Genomic DNA, 19,980 nt, shown 5'->3' on the forward strand with positions numbered 1-19,980 from the left:
CCATGATCAACGACAACGACGTCACGACCCGTCGGCCGAGGAAGGCCGAGGGCTCGGCGGTGGAGCGCTCGGCGATGCGCCGCATCACCCTCCGGCTCGTGCTCCTCCTCTTCGTCGTCTACATCTTCAACTATCTCGACCGCACCAACATCGGGATCGCCAAGCTGCACCTGCAACCGGACCTCGGACTCAGCGAGGCCGCCTACGGGCTCGGCGCGGGGCTGTTCTTCGTCGGCTACGTGATCTTCGAGGTGCCGAGCAACGTCATCCTCTACAAGGTCGGTGCGCGGTTGTGGATCGCCCGCATCATGGTGACCTGGGGACTCGTCGCCATGGGCATGGCGTTCGTCCAGGACGAGTGGAGCTTCTACGTCCTGCGCTTCCTGCTCGGCGTGGCAGAGGCGGGCCTCGTCCCGGGTGTGATCCTCTATCTCACCCAGTGGATCCCCTCGGTCCGTCGCGCCCGGATGATCGGCATCTTCTACCTGGCCGTCCCTCTGTCCACGGTGCTCGGGGCACCCCTGTCCAGCTGGCTCATGGGGTTCACGCCGTTCGGGGTGGACGGCTGGCGGTTCATGTTCTTCGTCGAGGGCCTGCCCTGCCTCTTCATCGCCGTCCTCGTGCTGAGGTACCTGACGGACCGACCGGCGGACGCCGACTGGCTCAGCGACGAGGAGCGGGGCTGGCTGATCGGGGAGCTGGAGAAGGAGGAGACGGCGGAGTCCCAGCACGGACACCGGGTCGGGTCCTTGTTCGGGGCGCTGCGGGACGTGCGGGTGCTCGGCATGTCGGTCGTCTACTTCTCGATGATCATCCCGATCTATGCGCTCGCCTTCTTCCTGCCCACGATCGTCGACCAGATGGGGTCGTACTCCACCCTCCAGATCGGGTTCATCACCGCGGTCCCCTACGTGTTCGCGTCGGCGGGTCTGGTGCTGCTGGCCCGACGCTCGGACCGACTCGGCGAGCGGACCTACCACTACGCGGTGCCGGCCGCCGTCGGCGCAGCCGGCCTCGTGCTCGCCGCCTTCACGCTGTCCACCTCCCCCGTGCTGGCACTGCTCGGCTTCAGCCTGGGCGCGATCGGCTGCATCTCGACGCTGCCGTGCTTCTGGTCGGAGACGCCCAAGCTGCTGACCGGCATGGCGGCCGCCGCCGGGATCGCGCTCATCAGCAGCATCGGCAACATCGCCGGCTTTGTGGCTCCCTACATGGTGGCCCTCATCAAGGGTGAAGACGGCAGCATGAGCGGCAGCACCAACGCGGTCCTCGTCTGTGGTGCCTTCCTCGCGCTGGCGGCGGTGGTGATGGTCGCCGTCGGACGGTCCGTGGCGGCCGCCAAGAGGCGGACGGCGGTGCTGGTCAGTCCGTGAGGCCCAGGCGCTCCAGCAGGTGGGACTCGTCCGGGTCCGCGCCGCGGAAGCGACGGTAGGTGTCCATGGCCTCCAGCGAGCCGGCTGGCGCGAGCAGGCTGCGCCGGAACGTCTCGCCGGCCTCGCGGGACAGGCCGCCGTTCGCGCGGAACCACGCGACCGAGTCGGCGTCCATCACCTCGGACCACAGGTAGGAGTAGTAGCCCGCGGAGTAGCCACCGGAGAAGATGTGCGCGAAGTAGCTGGAGCGGTAGCGCGGTGGGATCAGCGGGAAGGCCACGCCCGCCCGCTCCAGCGCCGCGGCCTCGAACCCCTCGACGCCGGAGCCGTCCTCGGGCAGCTCGTGCAGCGGGCTCTGGTGCCAGGCCTGGTCGAGCAGCATGGCCTTGAGGAGCTCGAGCGTGTGGTAGCCGGTCTCCTGCCGGGAGGCGACGAGCGCGTCGACCCACTCGGCGGGGACCGGCTCTCCCGTCTCGTGGTGGCGGGCGTAGCGCGCCAGCAGTGACGGCTCCCAGGCCCAGATCTCGTTGACCTGGCTGGGGAACTCCACGAAGTCGCGCGGGACCGCGGTGCCCGACCTCGAGGGGTAGCGCACGTCCGACAGCAGGCCGTGCAGGTCGTGACCGAACTCGTGGAAGAGGGTGATCACGTTGGACCACGTCATCAGGCTCGGCGAGCCGGGCGCCGGCGGTGGCACGTTGCACGTGTTGGTCACGACCGGCAGGTCACCGGTCAGGTGCGCCTGCTTGACCAGCGAGGTCATCCAGGCGCCGCCCTTCTTGGTCGGGCGCGTGTAGGGGTCGATGACGACAGCGCCGAGGGCGGTGCCGTCCTCCTCGCGGACCTCGAAGACGCGGGCCTCGTCGGTGTAGCCGACCAGCTCCGGCCGCTCGTGGAAGGTGATCCCGTAGAGGGCGGTCGCCGCGGCGAACACGCCCTCGGTCAGCACCCGCTCGAACTCGAGGTAGGGCTTCAGCTGGTCGGTGTCGAAGCTGTTCTCGGCGGCCTCCCGGGCGGCGAGGAGCTGCCAGTCCCACGGCTCGAGTGTTGCTGAGGGGTCGGTCGCCTGCAGGCGCCGCTGGAGCACCTGCGCCTCCCGCTCGGCGATCCGCACGACTCCGGGTGCCAGCCGGCCGAGCAGTCCGTTGACCGCGTCCGTGGTCCGGGCGCAGGTGGTCTCGTGCGAGTATGCGGCGTGGTGGGGGTAGCCGAGCAGCCTCGCCCGCTCGTCGCGGAGCCGGGCGAGCCGCACGAGGGTGTCGCGGGTGTCGTGCTCACCGGTGAGGCCCCGGGCCACCGAGGCCTGGTAGATCCGCTGCCGCAGTGCCCGGTCCTCGAGCACGTCGAGGAGCGGCTGTCCGGACGTGTTGACGACGGGGACGAGCCAGCCGTCGAGCCCCGCGTCGCTCGCTGCGGCGGCCAGCGTGGCCTTCTCGTCCTCGGACAGTCCGGCGAGCTCGGCCTCGTCGCTCACGTGCACGGCGGCGGCGTTGCGGCCGGCGGTGACCGTCTGCTCGAACTCGACCGACAGGCTGGCCAGCTCGCTGTTGAGCTCCCGCAAGCGCTGCTGCTCGTCCTCCGCCAGGGTGATGCCGCCTCGCTCGTAGTCGATGAGTCGCTTCTCGAGGTTGTAGGCATCCTGCTCGTCCAGCTCGATCTCCCCGCGCCCGGCGCGGTCGGCGAGAGCCCGGAGCCGGTCGTACAGACCACGGTGCAACAGGATGCTGTCGGTGTGCGCTGCCATCCGCGGGGAGAGGTCGGCCATGATCGCCTCACGCTCGGGTGTCGTGTCCGCCGAGCGCGCGACCCAGAACGCGGCGACGGTCCGCTCGAGCGTCGCACCACTGCGCTCCCAGGCGTGCAGCACGTTCTCGACCGTGGGTGGCGACTGGTCCGCGGCGATCGCCTCGAGCTCGGCGAGCTGTTCCCGCATCCCGGTGTCCGCGGCCTCACGCACGTGGTCATCGGTGAGTGACGCGTAGTCGGGCAGACCGAACGGCAGTGTGGACGGCGACAGCAGCGGATTCCCCATGCGGTTCATTTGATCACTATCGCCACGCAGGACGGCACTCGGCCCGCTGTGGGCTGCGGCGCTCACCGGTCGATGTCACGATGGGGTATGCCCGACGTCGTGCTCACACCGGAGGAACTGACCGCCCGCACCACGGTGGCCACAGAGGCCGCGTTCAACGCCGCCACCGACCTCGGCCTCCTGGTCGAGGAGACGCGGGTGCTCCACGATGCCTTCTCGCTCGTGCTGCACCTGCACCCCTCGCCGGTGGTGGTGCGGATCCCGCTCGTGCTGCCTCCGGGGACCACCCCGGAGGCCCTCGTCCTGCGGCAACGTCGCGAGCTCGATGTCGCGGACTGGTTGGCACGAGAGGGTGTCCCGGCAGTCCGACCCTCGCCCCTGGTGCCCCTGGACCCGGTGCGCGAGGACGACTTCACGATGACGTTCTGGGAGCTGGTGGACGTCGCCGAGGACCACGAGCCGTATGCCGCTGCCGACCACGCCGTGTGCGCGGCGCTGCACGCGGCGCTCGCCGCCTACCCGGGTGTCCTGCCCTTCCTCTCCCCGTTCAACGAGGGGCTTCCGGCGATGATGGAGGCGCTCGAGGGGTCGCCGCACCTGACCGACGACGATCTTGACCGCGCCCATGCCGAGTGGCACGCGCTGCAGCCGGTGCTCTCCAGCGCGAAGGCGTTCCGCGAGCGGTTCCCCGAGGCCGACCTGCAGCCGATCCAGGGTGACGCGCCGTCCCACAACGTCATCAGGTCGACCAAGGGCCTGGTCTTCGGCGACTTCGAGGACGTCTGCCTGGGACCGGTCGAGTGGGACCTCGCGGGCCACGGCCCCGAGGCGGCCGCCGCCTATGACGAGGCCGCGGGCCCGCTGGGCATGCGCACCATCGACCCCGACGTGCAGCGTGTGATGGACGCCGCGCGCAGCCTGCAGGCGGTGGCCAGCTTCTCGCTGGTGCCGCAGCTGCCGGTCCTCGAGCAGGGACTGCAGCTCCCGCTCCGCGCCTGGCGCGAGTCCCCGCCGCTGGTCCTTTAACCGGCCCCGGCACCGGCAGCGCGCAGTGCCGGGGCACCGCCGCCTCAGAACAGCAGCAGGGCGAACGGGATCGTGACGATCAGAGTCAGCACCACGCGCTCGAACCAGATGACGACCATCCGACCCACCGAGATCGGGATCTCCGTGGCCACCACGCAGGGCACCAGCGCCGAGAAGAAGATGATCTGACTGACCGAGGTCACGGCGATGACGAACTTGGTGGCCATTGCCGACTCGGCGACCAGGAGCGCGGGCAGGAACATCTCGGAGATGCCGAGGGCCGAGGCCTTGGCCACCAGGAGGGGCTCTGGGACCTGCAGCGCCCAGGTGATCGGGTAGAAGAGGTAACCGAGGATGTCGAAGACCGGGGTGAACTCCGCCAGCACCAGTCCGAGCAGCCCGATCGAGAGGATCGAGGGCAGGATGGCCATCGCCATGACCAGCCCGTCCTTGAGGTTGTCCCAGATGTTCCGTGCCAGACCGGGAGCCCGGGCGACGGTGTGACCGGCCTCCGTCCACGCGTGCCTGATCCGGCCGCCGGTGACCTTCTGCTCCGGGTCCGGTGTCGCTCCCGGGTAGTACTCGTCCGGGACAGTGCGCAGCGGCGGCAGCCACACGGTGATCGCGGTGACCAGGAAGGTGATCACCAGGGTGGACCAGAAGTACAGGTTCCAGTGGCCCATCAGGCCCAGGGTGTTGGCCACCACCACCATGAAGGTCGCGGACACCGTGGAGAACCCGGTGGCGATGATCGCGGCCTCGCGGGCGGTGTAGCGCCCCTCCTTGTAGACCCGGTTGGTGATGAGCAGCGCCAGCGAGTAGCTCCCGACGAACGAGGCGACGGCGTCGATCGCCGAGCGCCCCGGCGTCTTGAAGACCGGTCGCATGATCGGCTGCACCAGCACCCCGACGAACTCCATGAGGCCGTACCCGACCAGCAGGGCCAGGAACACGGCACCGATCGGCACGAGCAGGCCCACCGGGATGACCAGGCTGTTGAGCAGGAACGGCCCCATGTTGTCGGCGAAGAGCCAGGCAGGCCCGACCTCGAGGACGAGCATGAACCCGACGACCATCCCCAGCACCTTGAGGACGGAGAAGACCTTGCTGACGACCGACGTGTTCCACGTGCCCGACACGAACGGGTAGACCGCACCCGCGACCAGCACCAGCAGCGCGAAGTAGGGCAGCACCCCGGGCACGTTGTCGCGCAGCCAGGTGACCATGTGGTCCAGCGGGATGGAGCTCTTGCCGTTCACCGTGATCGGCACGAAGAACATGAAGGCGCCGATGGCGCTGTAGACGAAGAACTTCCACATCGCGGGCCTCCCCGCGACACCGGTCTCCGAGGCCACTGTTCCCTGGTCCGTGCTCATGCCACGCCTCCTTGCGTATGCCGTGGGTCAGGTTCCTGATCATCCTCCCGATGGGGGTGGTGGTCCAGAGGCGCGCCCGCCGGCTGGGGGCCGGCGGGCGCGCAGGGTGCTCGGGACAGGTGGGCCCGGGTTACCGGTAGGCCTCCATGAAGCGTCCCGAGGCCACCGCGAAGGCAGCGCGCGAGACCGGCCTGTCGCCGTCGAAGAACGCGTGGAGCGTCGGCTGCAGGTCGAAGGGTCCCTGCGTGACGGTGAAACGCGCGTTGATCATCCCCTCGTCCAGCGCGAGCTGGACGTAACCGGGGTGCACCGCGCCGATCGTGCCGGGATCCTCGATGGGGATCCGCTGGCCGTCGTGGAAGACGCTGAGCTCACCGCTGAAGCTGCGTGCCTCCTCCTGCCGGCCCGTGCTCTGCACCAGTGAGTACGCCAGCGCCGCGCGGGTCACCGCGCCCCTGGGCCGGAACGCCCCGGACACCGGCTGCACCACGGCGTCCTGCGACTGACCGGCGTCGGGCAGCGCCCCGCCGGGAGTGCCGACCGCCTCGGCGAACGGCGCCAGCGGCGAGGTGGCCCTGACGTCGGAGAAGGACGACCCGCCCGCGAGGGGCAGCGCCTGGCGGATGCTCTGGCCCATGACCAGGAACTGCGCCAGGTCGGACCTGGTCAGGTCGGCGTCGGGGCGGAACCGACCGTCCTGGTCGCTGTCGACCAGCCGGTTGGCCACGGCGTACTCGATGGCCTGACGGCCGGGGTGCCCGGCGATGTCCGTCAGGCCCGTGTAGCCGCCGCCCAGCAGCAGGGAGATCTCGCCACTGACCTCTCCGGGCAGCCCGTAACCGTTGGTGACCTTGGCAGGGTCGAGCCCCGTGCCCGACACGGACCCGATGCCGCGCGCGGTCACGGTCCACGTGCCCGGCTTGCCGGGAGCCCCGGTCGTCACCGTGTCGCCCAGGGCGGGCAGGGCGATCGAGGAGCTGTACCGGGTGCCCTCGGGGTCGATCAGCACCAGTGCCAGGGTGTTCGCCCCGATGACGGCGCGCACGGCCACCCAGGCGACGTCCGGTGCGACCGTGAACGTCTTCTCCCCGGTCGGCCCGACCGGGGAGAAGGTGAACGAGAACGCCGACGTCTCGCCCGGGACCAGGATGGCGTCCGCGTTGAAGGTGCGCCGCTGGTTGACGGTCGAACCCCATCCGTCGCGGGTCCCGGAGGCCTCGGCCAGTGCCGCGTAGGCGTTCACGTAACCCGCTCCCGCCTCCCACGGGAGCCGGCCGGTCATGTTGGTCGCGGTGCGCTGCAGGAGGTCGGCGACCTCGTCCGGGGTGAGCCCGGGGGCGGCCTCCAGGATCAGCGCGACGATCCCGGCCACGTGCGGGGTGGCCATCGAGGTGCCGCTCATCTGGGTGTAGAAGGCCAGCTGACCCGGGCTGAGGGCGGCGGCGTCCTGCTCAGCGGCGGGGCGGGCAGGAGGCCGGCGGAGTCGCGCACCGAGATGACGTCGACGCCCGTGGCGACGACGTCGGGCTGGTTGCGGTAGACCCAGGACGTGCCGTCGGGCATCGTGAAGGTCCCGCTCTCGCCGCGCTTGCCGCGCGAGGAGAAGTCGGCGAGCCGGCCGTCCTTCTCGCCCGCACCGACGGAGATGACCCAGGGCGCCTGCGAGTAGGGGTTGTGCGTGTCCTCCCCGGGCCCGTCGTTGCCGGCGGCGAAGACACTGACGATCCCGCGCTTGTAGAGCTCGTAGGAGGCGACGTTGACCGGGTGCGTCGGGTCGAACGGGCCCGAGCTGCCCCAGGAGTTGCTGGTGACGCGGATGGGGTCGGCGAACCGGAACTGGTTGACCGCCGCGTAGTCCAGGCCTCCCACGGCGTCGAGGATGAACAGCACCGCACCGGAGCCGTAGCCGATCAGCTTCGCCCCCGGGGCGACGCCGCGGTAGTAGCCGTTGGAGCGCGCGCCGGTGCCGCCGACCGTGCCGGCGCAGTGGGTGCCGTGTCCGGAGCCGAGGTCGGTGTTCACGACGCCCTCGACGTAGGAGAGGGGCAGGATCCCCTGGCCGACGACCTCGTTGAGGACGTTCTGTGGGGCGAGGACGTTCTCGATGACGTGCGGGCCGAACTTCACGTCGTCGTGCGCGGCATCGATGCCGGAGTCGTTGACCAGCACGGTGACGCCCTTGCCGCTGAAGGGCAGGGTCCGGCCGAAGTCCTTGGGGTTGTCCACGGCGCGCCGCGCACCCGTGATCTCCCTCGAGTCGCTGTTGAAGTAGGTCAGCCGTGCGTTGTGGAAGACCGAGACGACGTCGTCGCGCGCGCACAGGCTCTCGACCTGAGCCGCAGTGGCGACCACACCGGCGATCGGCAGCGCATGCATCAGGACCCCGGTGTCGATCCCAAGGGCGCTCAGGGCCCGGCTCTGCGTCGCCGTCGGTGGCCCCGACTGGCGGAAGGTGACGATCGCCTGCTGGGGCACGCCCGGCTGCGCGGCGAACAGCTCGGCGAGCTGTGGGTCGAGCCGCGCGCTCGGGGGCGTGGTGGCCAGGGCCTGGCCGAGCGGCAGGGAACCGGCAAACATGCTGGCTGCGGCCACGGCCGACAGCTTGAGGACAGTACGACGCTCCATTGCGTGTGTGCTCCGTCTGTGAGGGGCTGCTGGTCGGGGGACCAGGCGATCACCACCGGCGATCTCGCGAGGGTGACCATGCCATACCGGACACGCCGCCGCACGTCTGGCTCGCGCACCTGGTGGAAGAATGAACTCTGGTGGGAGAGTGGCGAGCCGGGCAGGCCCTCAGGGCAGCTCTGCGAAGGCTCGCTCGGCTGCGGCGCGGAGCCGCGGGCCGAAGTCGCCCAACGGCTCGGGCTCGAACCGGGGCCGGCTGGCGCTGGGGCGCTTCCACGTGCCGATGACGACGCCGTTCTTGACCATGGTGGGGCGGAACATCCCGTTGTTGCCCGGGACGATGACCTCCGCGTGGGCCGGGGGGACGAGGAAGCTGCGGTCGGCGTAGCCCAGCACCAGCTCGTCGAAGCCCGGCAGCAGCATCAGCCGTCGTGCCTGCGCCCGGTGCTCCGCGAGCAGGTCGGGCAGATCCGGAGCCATGAGGTGCTCGGTGCCCTCGACCTGGATCGAGGCGAGGTGCGCCCGCGCGCCCTCGATGCCGACCCGGGTGTCGGCCAGGGTGAGCGAGCCCCACCGTGCCAGGTCGCGCTCGGTGCACGGTCCGTGGCTGGTGAAGAACCGGCGGGCCAGCTCGGCCAGCCCGTCCTCGCGGTCGAGCTCGTGGTGCTCGGGCACGTGCTCGTGCAGCAGCACGATCAGCTGCTCCGTGCCCTGCATCGGGCCGAGCACGAGCAGGGCCTCCTGGCACAGCTGGCCCAGGAGGTGGATGCCCGCCTGCGGGTGGGAGCCCAGGCCGGCCGCGGACCACGCACCGAGGAGCTCGCTCCGGGACACGGCGCGGCCACTGACCACCTCGAGGGCGATCTCCCGCGCGGTCGCGATGGTCGCGTCGTCGATGCCGAGCTGCCTGCGGCGTGCGCCGCCGGTGTGGACCCTCCGGGGCGACGTCACCGCCAGCATCCAGCCCAGGTCCGCGCCCGGCACCAGGTGGAGGGTGCCGCGCATCGGCCAGGACCGCACCAGCTCGCCGGCGTCCAGGGCCGCGACCACGCCGGCGCGGGTGCCACCCGCCACGCGCAGGGCGACGGATGTCAGGGCCCCGGGCAGGTCCTGCGCCTGGGCCGCGCCCAGGTGGCGCACCACCTCCAGCGGGCTGGCGCGTCGGGGCCCCGCCAGCCCCTGTGCCACGATCCGCAGCAGCGCGACCTCCCTGCCCGACCACATGCCGACGAGTATGCCGTCACGCACCGACACCCGTCCCTCACCCCGGTCCCCGGCCGGAGACCGGGGGTCAGACCCCGCGCCGGGCCGGTCGGCGCCCTGCCACGAGCAGGTGCGCGACGGCATACCCGGTCGTAGTTTGGAGGGGTCCGCCGCAGCGTGGCGGAGAACCCGAAGGAGGCTCCATGAGTGAGAACTCGATCAAGGACGAGGAGATGTACGAGTCGCTCCGGGAGGAGGGCAACTCCAAGGAGAAGGCTGCCCGCATCAGCAACGCGGCGGCCGCGGAGGGCCGTGACACCGTCGGCAGCCGCGGGGGCGAGGCGGAGAACTACGAGGACCGCACCGTCGAGGAGCTGAAGGACCGGGCCAAGGAGCTCGGCATCGAGGGCTACAGCGACATGAAGAAGGACGAGCTGATCGACGCGCTGAGGTCGCATTGACCGACCCGCCGGACGGCCGGCAGGAGCGGGACGAACGACCCTCAGCGGACGACCGGGACGACTCGGACGACGCCGGGCACGTCGAGAAGGGGCGGCACGAGACGGACCAGGAGCGCTACGACCGCAACTGGGTCGAGCTGCTCCAGGAGATCCGGGTGACCCAGATGGGCACCCAGATCATGACCGGCTTCCTGCTGGCCGCGGCCTTCCAGGACCGTATGCGTGACCTGACAGCGTTCCAGCTCACCGTCTACCTGGTCCTGGTCGTCCTGGGCGTCACCACCACCGCGCTCGGGCTGGCGCCGGTCAGCCTGCACCGCGCCCTGTTCCGGCGCCGGATGAAGCGCGAGACCGTGGAGCTCGGGCACCGGATCCTGCGCGTCGTGATCGCCGGTGTCGTCCTCATGCTCGCGGGCACGGCCGTGCTCATCTTCGACATGGTCCTCGGCACGGTGCCGGCGGTCAGCATCGGTGTCGCCGTGCTCCTCGGGGCCGCCGTCTTCTACGTCTTCACCCGGCGGCTGGCGCGGCACCAGGTCTGAGACGGAGGTGCCCAGGGGCGGGACACCCCTGGTGTCGGTGGTCAGGCGACGCCGTTGACTGGCGTACACTGGTCGCAGCACCCCGATCCGTCTTGCCGCGGGCTGCCTGCAGTGCGATCACGATTTCAGTGCCGCTGCGCCCTCACTCTCTGCAACGAGGCAGTGACTGGCGCGATGGGTGAGACACCACTTTTCAGACTCGGAGTCTCCCTGTGTCCCAGGACTTTGCACGCCTCGGCGTGCCCGCCCCGCTGTGCGACCACCTCGCGAGCAAGGGCATCACCACCCCCACCCCGATCCAGGCGGCGACGCTGCCCGACAGCCTCGCCGGCCGAGACGTGCTCGGCCGCGGCCGCACCGGCTCGGGCAAGAGCTACGCCTTCCTGCTGCCGATGGTCACCCGCCTGATGGGCTCCGGCCGGCGCCGCACCCCGAAGCGCCCCCGCGCGCTGATCCTGGCGCCGACCCGCGAGCTCGTGGGTCAGCTCGAGACCGCCCTGGCGCCGCTGGCCCAGATCGCCGGGCTGCGCACCATGACGATCTTCGGTGGTGTCGGCCAGAACCCGCAGGTCCGCGCGCTCGCGGCCGGTGTCGACGTCGTCGTCGCCTGCCCCGGACGTCTCGAGGACCTGATGGGCCAGGGCCACATCTCACTCGACAACATCGAGATCACCATCCTCGACGAGGCCGACCACATGGCCGACCTGGGCTTCCTGCCCGGAGTCAAGCGCATCATGGACAAGACGCCCCGCGACGGCCAGCGGATGCTGTTCTCCGCCACGCTGGACGCCGGGGTCAACGTCATCGTCAAGCGCTTCCTGTCCAACCCGGTCACCCACGAGGCCGACTCGGAGCAGTCGCCGGTCGACGCGATGAGCCACCACGTGCTGCACGTGACGAACGACGCGCACCTCAAGGTGCTGCTCGACCTCACCGCCGCGCCGGGCCGCACCGTCGTCTTCACCCGCACCAAGCACCGCGCCAAGAAGCTGGCGCGCCAGCTGAACTCCTCGGGTGTCCCCGCGGTCGAGCTGCACGGCAACCTCAGCCAGAACGCCCGGGTCCGCACGATGGACGCCTTCCACAGCGGCGCCGCCCAGACTCTCGTGGCGACCGACATCGCCGCCCGCGGCATCCACGTCGACGACGTGGCGCTCGTCATCCACGCCGACCCGCCGGTCGAGCACAAGGCCTACCTGCACCGCTCGGGCCGCACGGCGCGGGCCGGCAACTCCGGCACCGTTGTCACCCTGATGATGGACGACCAGGTCCGCGACGTGCGTGACCTGACCCGCAAGGCCGGCATCAAGCCGACGACCACCCGCGTCGACCCGAGCCACCCGCTGCTGCAGGAGCTGGCGCCGGGCGAGCGGGAGTATGCCGGGGCGTACGTCCCGCCGGTCCCTGCCGGCGGGCAGGACAACGGTGGCCAGCGCAACGGTGGCGGTCAGCGCTCCGGTGGCGGTCAGCGTGGAGGCGGCCGCCCCCAGGGCGGCGGTCGCGGGCGCTCCGGTGGCGCCGGCGCCGGCGGTCAGCGCTCCGGTGGTGGTCGGGGACAGGGCGGTCAGCGCTCCGCGTCCGGCACCGGCTCCGGTCGCTCCGGGGCGGGTCGCTCCGGCGGTCAGCGCTCCGGTTCGGCCGTGCGCTACTCGAGCAGCTCCGGCGGCAGCGCCGCGTCCTTCTCCGCCGGCTCCCGGGGTGGCCGCAGCCGCTGACCCACTCCCGCAACGGAACCCACCCGACCCGGAACCCCCGGGGACGGACACGAGGCCCCTGACCTGCCGACATACGGCATGGTCAGGGGCCTGCGTTGTTCACGCGGAGTCAACTGTGGGGGTAGCCAAATGTCACCGACTCCGACTAGGTTCGCCGGAGGCGCGCGACCGCGGAGGCGGTCCACCGCGTCGCCCGTGAGCGCCGGTCCACGGCGTCCATCTAGAAGGAGCGAGTTCATGACCCTTTCCCACCGCCGGTGGCGTCGCGGCCCTCTCGCCGCGCTCGCAGCCGCGTCGTTGGTGGCCAGTGGCGCAGCACTGTCCACCACGGTCGCGCAGGCCGACCCCCAGGACACACCGTCCGAGACCCCTGATGCTGTTGTGGCAGAGCGGATCGAAGGCGCCGACCGCTACGCCACCGCGGCGGCGGTCGCGGCCGAGTACCCCGACGGCGCCGATGTCGTGTACGTCGCCTCGGGCGAGAAGTACGCCGACGCGCTGAGCGCCCGGCACCCCGCCGGCGCGGAGGCCGGCCCGGCCCCGCTGGGTGACAACCTGTGGACCGAGGGTCAGGACGGCGGCAACGCCGCTCCGGTCCTGCTGACGCAGCGCGACCACCTGCCGAGCGCCACCCGCGCCGCGCTGGAGGACCTCGCGCCGAGCACGATCATCGTGGTCGGTGGCGACGAGGTCGTCAGCGAGGCCATCGCCGAGGAGCTGGGCGACTACGCCGAGGAGACCGAGCGGCTGGACGGTGCGGAGCGGTACGCCACCGCGGCCGCGATCGCCGAGCGCTGGCCGACCGGGACGCCGATCGTGTTCCTGGCGTCCGGTGAGAACTACCCCGACGCCCTGACCGGCGGTGCCGTCGCGACCCGCGCGAACGCCCCGATCCTGCTGGCCAAGGACGACCACCTGCCGAAGGCGACCCGCGCGGCGCTGGAGACCCTCCAGCCCTCGTCCGTGGTCATCCTCGGTCGGGAGGCCGCGATCGGCGCAGAGGTCGAGGCCGAGGTCGCCGAGCTCGTCGACGATACGCGTCGTGTCGGTGGCAAGGACCGCTACGAGACCGCCAAGCTGCTGGCCGACCGCTACGAGAAGGACGGCGAGCGCGCCTTCCTCGCCACCGGCGTCCAGTTCCCCGACGCGCTGACCGGCTCCAGCCTGGCCGGCTTCGAGGCGGCACCGCTGGTGCTGTCGCGCGCCGGCGCCCTGCCCTCGGACACCGCGGCCGCGCTGAAGGGCGCCTCGCCGCAGGGCGTCGCCATCTTCGGTGGCGAGGCCGCCGTTGCCCCCACCGTGGAGGCCCAGGTCAACGTGGGGCTGCCGGGCTGGGCCAACACCCTGAACGTGCAGATGCTCTCGTTCAACGACTACCACGGCCACCTCGAGGCCGAGGAGGGTCAGACCCTCACCGAGGAGCAGGACCCCGAGCAGCACATCGTCGGTGGGGTCGAGTTCCTCTCGACCAAGCTCAACGAGCTGCGCGTCGGGTCCCAGGACGACCAGTCGCTCACCGTCGCCGCCGGCGACCTGATCGGTGGCTCGACCTTCCTCTCCGGCATGTTCCACGACGAGCCCTCGGTCGAGAGCCTCAACGTGCTCGGCCTGGACATCTCCTCGGTCGGCAACCACGAGTTCGACGAGGGGACCGAGGAGCTGCTGCGCATGCAGAACGGCGGCTGCCACCCGGTCGACGGCTGCTACTTCCCCGACGAGCCCTACGCCGGCGCGGACTACCAGTACCTCGCCGCCAACGTGGTCAAGAAGGACGGCAGCGGCACGCTGCTGCCGGGCACCGAGATCCGTGAGCTCGACGGCGTCAAGGTCGGCTTCATCGGCATGACCCTCGAGTCGACCCCCTCACTGGTCAGCCCGGCCGGTGTCGAGTCCGTGGACTTCAAGGACGAGGTCGAGACCGCCAACGCCGAGGCTGCCAAGCTGCAGGACCAGGGCGTCGAGTCGATCGTCGTGCTCCTGCACGAGGGTGGCTACTCCACCACGACCTACGACGGCTGTGAGGGCATCTCCGGCGCCATCGTGGACATCCACAACGGCCTGGACGCCTCCATCGACGCGGTCGTGACCGGCCACACCCACCAGCCCTACGTCTGCACCCTGGACGACCCGGCTGGCAACCCGCGTCTGATGACCTCCGCCGCGCAGTACGGCGGCGTCGTCACCGCCTCCAACCTGCCGATCGACCGGACCACCGGTGACGTGATCCGTGAGGACCTCGTCGGTGCCAACCACCTCGTCCTGCGCGAGGTCGCCGACCCCGCCGAGACCGAGGTCCTGACCAAGTGGGGCGAGCTCGCCAACGAGATGGCTGCCCAGGTCGTGGGCACGGTCTCCGAGGACATCACCGGAGACTCCGGCGGTGACCGCGGCATCGAGACCCCGATGGCCGACCTGGTCGCCGACGCGATCCTGTTCGGCACCTCCGCCCCGGAGGACGGCGGTGCGCAGATCTCCTTCATGAACGTCGGTGGCGTGCGCGCCAGCTTCGAGATGGCTCCGAAGTATGACGAGGCCGTGGGTGAGATCACCTACGCCGAGGCCTACGACGTCGCACCGTTCGGCAACCTGCTGGTCACCGTCGACCTGACGGGCGCGCAGATCGACGCGGTGCTGGAGCAGCAGTACCAGCCGACCAACCCGGACCGCGGCAGCCGTCCGATGCTGGCGCTGGGCGTGTCCGAGGGCTTCAGCTACACCTGGGACGCCAGCAAGCCGGAGGGTGAGCGGGCCAGCAACATGACGCTTGACGGCGCTCCGCTGGAGCTGGACGCGACCTACCGCGTCTCGACGCTCAACTTTCTGCAGGAGGGTGGCGACAGCTTCACCGCCTTCACCGAGGGCACCAACCTCACGGGTGGCCCGGAGGACCTGGCCAACCTGGTCGAGTTCCTGGGCGCCCACCCGGGCCTGACCGCTCCGGAGGACCGCGTCGAGGGTCTGTGAGCACCACGTGAGCTGACCACGGTCAGCGCACGCTGAACGGCTGTTGGGGCCGCACCGTCTGGTGCGGCCCCAACGGTGTCCCGCGGACGTGCACCACCCGGCGGGGTGCGGTGCTCGTCAGCCCGCGAAGCGCACCAGGCTCGGCCCGCGCTGGGTCTGCAGGTCGCGCGCCACCGCCTCGGCGTCGCGCAGCGTGCGCAGCACGTTGCCACCGGCGAGCTTGACCAGGTCCTCGTCGGACCAGCCGCGCTCGGCGAGGGCAGCGAGGAGCCGGGGATAGCCCGACACGTCCTCCAGCCCGATCGGCAGGCTGGCCACGCCGTCGTAGTCACCGCCGAGACCGATGTGGTCCACCCCCGCGACCTCGCGCAGGTGCTCGACATGGGTGACCACCTGCTCGAGGGTCGCCCGGGGTCGGGGGTGCGTGGCGGCATACTGCTCCACCCAGGGCTCGAAGGCGACCAGGTCGGTCGCGGCGACCCCCTCCAGCGCCGCGGCGGCGGCCGCCTCGACCCGCCACTCCCAGACGTCGGGCGAGACGAACTGCGGCGCGAAGACCGCCATGCAGGTCCCGCCCCCGGCGGCCAGGGTCTCCAGCACGTCGTCCGGGACGTTGCGCGGGGACGGGCAGATGGCGCGGGCCGAGCTGTGCGAGAAGATCACCGGCGCCTCGGACACGGCGAGGGCGTCGCGCATCGTGTCGGCCGAGACGTGGGAGAGGTCGACGAGCATCCCCAGGCGGTTCATCTCGCGGACCACCTCCCGACCGAAGTCGGACAGCCCGCCGAGCACCGGCTCGTCCGTGGCCGAGTCGGCCCACGGCACGTTGTCGTTGTGCGTGAGGGTCAGATAGCGCACGCCGAGACGGTGCAGCATCCGCAGTGCGCCCAGGGAGCAGCCGATCGAGTGCCCGCCCTCCGCGCCCATCAGCGAGGCGATCCTCCCGGAGGCGAAGACCGCGTCCACCTCGTCGGCCGCCGTGGCCAGGCCGAGCCGGTCGCCGTAGCGGTCGACCATCGCGTGCACCGCATCGACCTGCTCCAGGGTCTGGACCACCGCCTGGTCTGCGGGCAGGTCGGAGGGGACGAACACCGACCAGAACTGCGCCCCGACCCCGCCGGCGTCGAGGCGCGGGAGGTCCGTGTGGTTGGGCGTCGGGCCGGCGATGTCCAGGGCGTCCCAGTCGTAGCCGACGAGCGCACGTGCCCGCCACGGCAGGTCGTTGTGGCCGTCGACGAGCGGGTGCTGGCGGAGCAGGTCACGAAGACGTTCCGGGGAGTTCACCCGATGAGTGTTCCACTGTCGGCACCCGGTCCTAGTGTGGGAGCCCTCGGAGCCGGTGGGGTCCACCTGCCGGCACACCTCCGCACCGGTCGTCGCTCGCAGTCCCGGCCGGCGCCACCACGAAGGAGTGCGCATGGCGATTCACAAGGACAGCTGGCCCGCCGGGACCCCCGTGTGGGTGGACCTGTCCGTCTCCGACCCGCAGGCCTCCCGGGAGTTCTACGCCGACGTCCTCGGTTGGGAGTTCACCGCGTCGGGTGAGGACTTCGGTGGCTACTTCATGGCGCTGGTCGAGGGTGAGCCGGCGGCCGGCCTGGCACCGCCCATGGAGGGCATGGACCAGGGGCCGCACGTCTGGACCACCTACCTGGGCAGCCACGACATCGAGGCCGCCACCGAGGCGGTCACCGGCGCCGGGGGCAGCGTCGTGCTGCCGCCGATGCAGCTGGAGACCCTGGGCTCGATGGGGCTGTACACCGACCCGACCGGCGCGGTGTTCGGGGTCTGGCAGTACGGCGACCACACCGGCTTCAACGTCTACGACTCCCCGGGGTCGGTCTCCTGGTGCGAGGCGATGGTCGGCGAGTTCGAGACGGGCAAGGAGTTCTATGCCCGCGCCTTCGACTTCAGCTACGAGGACATGTCCGGCGACGGCTTCAGCTACGCGATGTTCAGCGTGCCCGGCGGCGAGCGCCCCGCCGGTGGCATCGGTCTGGTCGACGGGGAGCAGCCGCCCTACTGGGCGGTGACCTTCAACGTCCCCGACACCGACGCCGCCATCGAGCGCGCCACGGCGCGCGGGTCGCGGGTGCTGATGGAGCCCTACGACTTCGAGTTCGGCCGGGTCGCCGTGATCAGTGGTCCTGACGGGGAGCCGTTCGGCGTGATCCAGCCTCCCGCGGAGGCGCCGGCAGGGTGAGCGTCGGTGCTCGGGTGGATGCTGGGCGTATGCAGCTCGCCCGGGTGATCGAGACATCGGCAGCGGTCGCTGGGACCAGGTCCCGGACGGCGAAGGTGGCGGCCCTCGCGCAGACGTTGCGCGAGGCGGATGGTGCCGAGGTCGGTGTCGTTGCCGACTACCTCGCCGGCCGTCTGCCACAGCGGACCGTGGGTGTCGGCTGGCGTGGGCTCCGGTCACTGCCGGAGCCTGCCGGTCAGTCGACGCTGACGGTGAGCGAGGTCGATGCTGCGCTGTCCGCGCTCTCGGCACTGGCCGGCGTCGGGTCGGGCGTCAGCCGTGGCGCGGCGGTCGCGGACCTGTTCGGTCGGGCGACCGCCGCCGAGCAGCAGTGGCTCGTCGGACTGATCACCGGTGAGCTGCGGCAGGGTGCCGGGGACGGTGTGCTGCTCAAGGCCGTCGCCGAGGCGGCACAGGTCCCCGAGTCGGACGTCCGTCGCGCCGTGATGCTCGCCGGCTTCGCCGGTCCCGTGGCGGCGGCTGCCCTCGGCGCGGGCGGTGGCGAGGCGGCGGTGCAGGCGCTCGCGGCGATCCGGCTGGAGGTCGGACGTCCCCTCCGGCCGATGCTGGCCGGCTCGGCTGCCGAGGTCGCCGAGGTGGTGGACGGTGAGCGACCCGTGGCGGTCGAGACCAAGGTGGACGGCATCCGGCTGCAGGCCCATCTGCTCGAGGGCACGGTGCGCCTGTTCACCCGCACCCTCGAGGAGGTCACCGACCGGATGCCCGAGGTCGTCGAGGCCATTGCCGCGCTCCCCGCCGAGCGGGCGGTGCTCGACGGTGAGGTGATCGCGCTCGCTGCCGACGGCAGGCCCGAGCCGTTCCAGGTGACGGGAGCGCGGACCGCGAGCACGGCCGACCCGGCCGCGCTGCGTGCAGGGGTGCCCCTGACGACGTTCCTGTTCGACCTGTTGCACGTGGACGGTCGCGACCTGGTGGACGAGCCGGCGCACCAGAGGTGGGCGGCCCTGGAGGCCCTCGCGCCGGCCCTGCTGGTGCCGCGGACGCTGACGGCCGACCCGGGGGTGGCCCAGGAGTTCTTCTCCGCGCAGGTCGCGGCCGGCCACGAGGGTGTGGTGGTCAAGAGCCCGGAGGTGCCCTACGCCGCGGGCCGGCGGGGCGCCGGCTGGGTCAAGGTGAAGCCGAGGCACACCCTCGACCTGGTGGTGCTGGCGGTCGAGTGGGGCAGCGGTCGGCGCCGGGGATGGCTGTCCAACATCCATCTGGGGGCGCGTGACCCGCAGACCGGTGACCTGGTGATGCTCGGCAAGACCTTCAAGGGCATGACCGACGAGATGCTGGCCTGGCAGACCCAGCGGTTCCTGGAGCTGGAGACGCACCGCGAGGGCCACGTGGTCCATGTGCGACCGGAGCAGGTCGTCGAGGTCGCCTACGACGGCGTGCAACGCTCACCCCGTTACCCCGGCGGCGTCGCGCTCCGCTTCGCCCGCGTGCTGCGCTACCGCGACGACAAACCGGTCTCCGAGATCGACGCCGTGCCGACCGCCTGAGGGTGTCGGCTGCTCAGACGTCGTCCGGCGTGACGGGCATGGCCCGCTTGTGGGCGGTGCGGGCGTGCCAACCCTCGATGACCTCCCGGTCGGTGTCGGAGACCTGTTGGCCCTCCAGGTAGTCGTCGATCGCGTCGTAGCTGACGCCCAGCGCTGCCTCGTCCGGGTTGAGCGGCTTGCCGTCCTCGAGGTCGGCCGTGGGGACCTTGGTCACCAGGTGCTCCGGTGCGCCGAGGTGCGCCGCGACCGCGCGCACCCGGCGCTTGGTGAGGCCGGCCAACGGGGTCAGGTCACAGGCGCCGTCGCCGTACTTCGTGTAGAAGCCGACGACGGCCTCGGCGGCCTGGTCGGTGCCCAGGACGAGCATCGACCGGGCCCCGGCAGCGAGGTACTGCGCCACCATCCGCTGCCGGGCCTTCACGTTGCCCTTGACGAAGTCGGCGTGCCCGATGCCGGTGAAGTCGATGCCCGCCTCGTCCACCTCGGCGAACATCGCGTCCGTCGAGTCCTTGATGTTGACCGTGACGGTCTCGTCGGCCGCGATGAAGGCGACCGCTGCCGCGGCGTCGGTCTCGTCGGCCTGCGTGCCGTAGGGCAGCCGCATGGCCAGGAAGGTGGCCTCACCCCCGGCCTCGCGCACCCGCTCACAGGCGAGCTGGGCGAGCCGACCACACGTCGTGGAGTCCACCCCACCGCTGATGCCGAGGACATAACCCTTGGTCCCGCTGTCCCGGAGGTAGTCGGCGAGGAACTGGATCCGGCGCTCCGCCTCCTGCGCCGCGTCGAACTCCGCCCGGACGCCGAGCTCGGCGATGATCTCCTGCTGCCTGCTGGTGCTCATGCCCCGAATCTACCTGCGGCCCCGCGCCTCCGCGGGTGTGACGGGTAGCCCGCCCTCCCGTGGAGCCCTCGC

Annotated in this window: 15 protein-coding genes; 8 read left to right on the top strand and 7 right to left on the bottom strand. The window is 71.3% G+C overall.

The features are described 5' to 3' along the window. Positions 1–2 precede the first annotated feature (2 nt). On the top strand, positions 3–1,373 hold the full coding sequence (locus DA085_RS18925; protein ID WP_109474554.1) for an MFS transporter: 1,371 nt from the start codon (positions 3–5) through the stop codon (positions 1,371–1,373). On the opposite strand, the gene DA085_RS18930 is transcribed toward DA085_RS18925, so the two are convergent. Continuing rightward, positions 1,363–3,414: a M3 family metallopeptidase gene (locus DA085_RS18930; protein WP_237565611.1), complete on the bottom strand. Its 2,052-nt coding sequence runs from the start codon at positions 3,412–3,414 to the stop codon at positions 1,363–1,365. The two genes, DA085_RS18925 and DA085_RS18930, sit on opposite strands and share 11 nt — an antisense overlap. Positions 3,415–3,492: 78 nt before the next feature. Between DA085_RS18930 and DA085_RS18935 the strand changes: the two genes are divergently transcribed. Further along, positions 3,493–4,431: a phosphotransferase gene (locus tag DA085_RS18935; RefSeq protein ID WP_109474555.1), complete on the top strand. Its 939-nt coding sequence runs from the start codon at positions 3,493–3,495 to the stop codon at positions 4,429–4,431. Between the two features lie 44 nt (positions 4,432–4,475). Here the strand turns inward: DA085_RS18935 and DA085_RS18940 are convergent, their stop codons facing one another. From DA085_RS18940 to DA085_RS18950, 4 genes are all read right to left on the bottom strand, one after another. Continuing rightward, the gene (locus tag DA085_RS18940; RefSeq protein WP_109474556.1) at positions 4,476–5,807 is read right to left on the bottom strand and encodes a YjiH family protein; all 1,332 of its coding nucleotides are present in this window, start codon (positions 5,805–5,807) and stop codon (positions 4,476–4,478) included. Positions 5,808–5,937: 130 nt separating this feature from the next. Then, entirely contained in the window at positions 5,938–7,209 is a 1,272-nt protein-coding gene (locus DA085_RS21425) for a S8 family serine peptidase (protein WP_202619322.1), read from the bottom strand. After that, positions 7,206–8,432: a S8 family serine peptidase gene (locus tag DA085_RS21430; RefSeq protein ID WP_202619323.1), complete on the bottom strand. Its 1,227-nt coding sequence runs from the start codon at positions 8,430–8,432 to the stop codon at positions 7,206–7,208. The genes DA085_RS21425 and DA085_RS21430 overlap by 4 nt, the downstream gene beginning before the upstream one ends. A gap of 168 nt (positions 8,433–8,600) precedes the next feature. Then, positions 8,601–9,686, bottom strand: coding sequence for a winged helix DNA-binding domain-containing protein (locus tag DA085_RS18950; RefSeq protein WP_161958564.1), 1,086 nt, complete (start codon positions 9,684–9,686; stop codon positions 8,601–8,603). 152 nt (positions 9,687–9,838) lie between these two features. Between DA085_RS18950 and DA085_RS18955 the strand changes: the two genes are divergently transcribed. The 4 genes from DA085_RS18955 (at position 9,839) to DA085_RS18970 (ending at position 15,317) form a co-directional block, all read left to right on the top strand. Then, entirely contained in the window at positions 9,839–10,096 is a 258-nt protein-coding gene (locus tag DA085_RS18955; RefSeq protein ID WP_109474558.1) for a DUF7218 family protein, read from the top strand. Further along, positions 10,093–10,638 (top strand): DUF6328 family protein, encoded by a 546-nt coding sequence (locus tag DA085_RS18960; RefSeq protein WP_202619324.1) that lies wholly within the window; start codon positions 10,093–10,095, stop codon positions 10,636–10,638. Before DA085_RS18955 ends, DA085_RS18960 begins: the two co-directional genes overlap by 4 nt. Positions 10,639–10,850: 212 nt before the next feature. Beyond that, a complete protein-coding gene (locus DA085_RS18965) occupies positions 10,851–12,353 on the top strand; it encodes a DEAD/DEAH box helicase (protein WP_109474559.1) in 1,503 nt (500 codons plus the stop codon). Positions 12,354–12,590: 237 nt separating this feature from the next. Beyond that, positions 12,591–15,317 carry a cell wall-binding repeat-containing protein gene (locus DA085_RS18970; RefSeq protein WP_161958565.1) on the top strand — a complete coding sequence of 909 codons (2,727 nt, stop codon included), beginning with the start codon at positions 12,591–12,593 and terminating at the stop codon, positions 15,315–15,317. Positions 15,318–15,434: 117 nt separating this feature from the next. Here DA085_RS18970 and DA085_RS18975 read toward each other — a convergent pair whose 3' ends face one another. Then, complete coding sequence (locus DA085_RS18975; RefSeq protein ID WP_237565612.1) at positions 15,435–16,601, bottom strand: dipeptidase; 1,167 nt, start codon at positions 16,599–16,601, stop codon at positions 15,435–15,437. A 133-nt stretch (positions 16,602–16,734) separates the two neighbouring features. On the opposite strand from DA085_RS18975, the gene DA085_RS18980 reads away from it, so the two are divergent. Continuing rightward, on the top strand, positions 16,735–17,520 hold the full coding sequence (locus DA085_RS18980) for a VOC family protein (RefSeq protein WP_109474562.1): 786 nt from the start codon (positions 16,735–16,737) through the stop codon (positions 17,518–17,520). Positions 17,521–17,549: 29 nt separating this feature from the next. Beyond that, positions 17,550–19,067 carry an ATP-dependent DNA ligase gene (locus DA085_RS18985; RefSeq protein WP_109474563.1) on the top strand — a complete coding sequence of 506 codons (1,518 nt, stop codon included), beginning with the start codon at positions 17,550–17,552 and terminating at the stop codon, positions 19,065–19,067. 13 nt (positions 19,068–19,080) lie between these two features. Here DA085_RS18985 and nadE read toward each other — a convergent pair whose 3' ends face one another. Further along, positions 19,081–19,908: an ammonia-dependent NAD(+) synthetase gene (nadE, locus tag DA085_RS18990; RefSeq protein WP_109474564.1), complete on the bottom strand. Its 828-nt coding sequence runs from the start codon at positions 19,906–19,908 to the stop codon at positions 19,081–19,083. Positions 19,909–19,980 lie beyond the last annotated feature (72 nt).

The organism is Ornithinimicrobium cavernae (assembly GCF_003121625.1).
Lineage (GTDB): Bacteria > Actinomycetota > Actinomycetes > Actinomycetales > Dermatophilaceae > Ornithinicoccus > Ornithinicoccus cavernae.

Coding starts and splice junctions, on each gene's coding strand:
- DA085_RS18925 (WP_109474554.1), top strand. CDS start 3: ATGATCAACGACAACGACGTCACGACCCGTCGGCCGAGGAAGGCCGAG.
- DA085_RS18930 (WP_237565611.1), bottom strand. CDS start 3,414: ATGAACCGCATGGGGAATCCGCTGCTGTCGCCGTCCACACTGCCGTTC.
- DA085_RS18935 (WP_109474555.1), top strand. CDS start 3,493: ATGCCCGACGTCGTGCTCACACCGGAGGAACTGACCGCCCGCACCACG.
- DA085_RS18940 (WP_109474556.1), bottom strand. CDS start 5,807: ATGAGCACGGACCAGGGAACAGTGGCCTCGGAGACCGGTGTCGCGGGG.
- DA085_RS21425 (WP_202619322.1), bottom strand. CDS start 7,209: ATGAGCGGCACCTCGATGGCCACCCCGCACGTGGCCGGGATCGTCGCG.
- DA085_RS21430 (WP_202619323.1), bottom strand. CDS start 8,432: ATGGAGCGTCGTACTGTCCTCAAGCTGTCGGCCGTGGCCGCAGCCAGC.
- DA085_RS18955 (WP_109474558.1), top strand. CDS start 9,839: ATGAGTGAGAACTCGATCAAGGACGAGGAGATGTACGAGTCGCTCCGG.
- DA085_RS18970 (WP_161958565.1), top strand. CDS start 12,591: ATGACCCTTTCCCACCGCCGGTGGCGTCGCGGCCCTCTCGCCGCGCTC.
- DA085_RS18980 (WP_109474562.1), top strand. CDS start 16,735: ATGGCGATTCACAAGGACAGCTGGCCCGCCGGGACCCCCGTGTGGGTG.
- DA085_RS18985 (WP_109474563.1), top strand. CDS start 17,550: ATGCAGCTCGCCCGGGTGATCGAGACATCGGCAGCGGTCGCTGGGACC.
- nadE (WP_109474564.1), bottom strand. CDS start 19,908: ATGAGCACCAGCAGGCAGCAGGAGATCATCGCCGAGCTCGGCGTCCGG.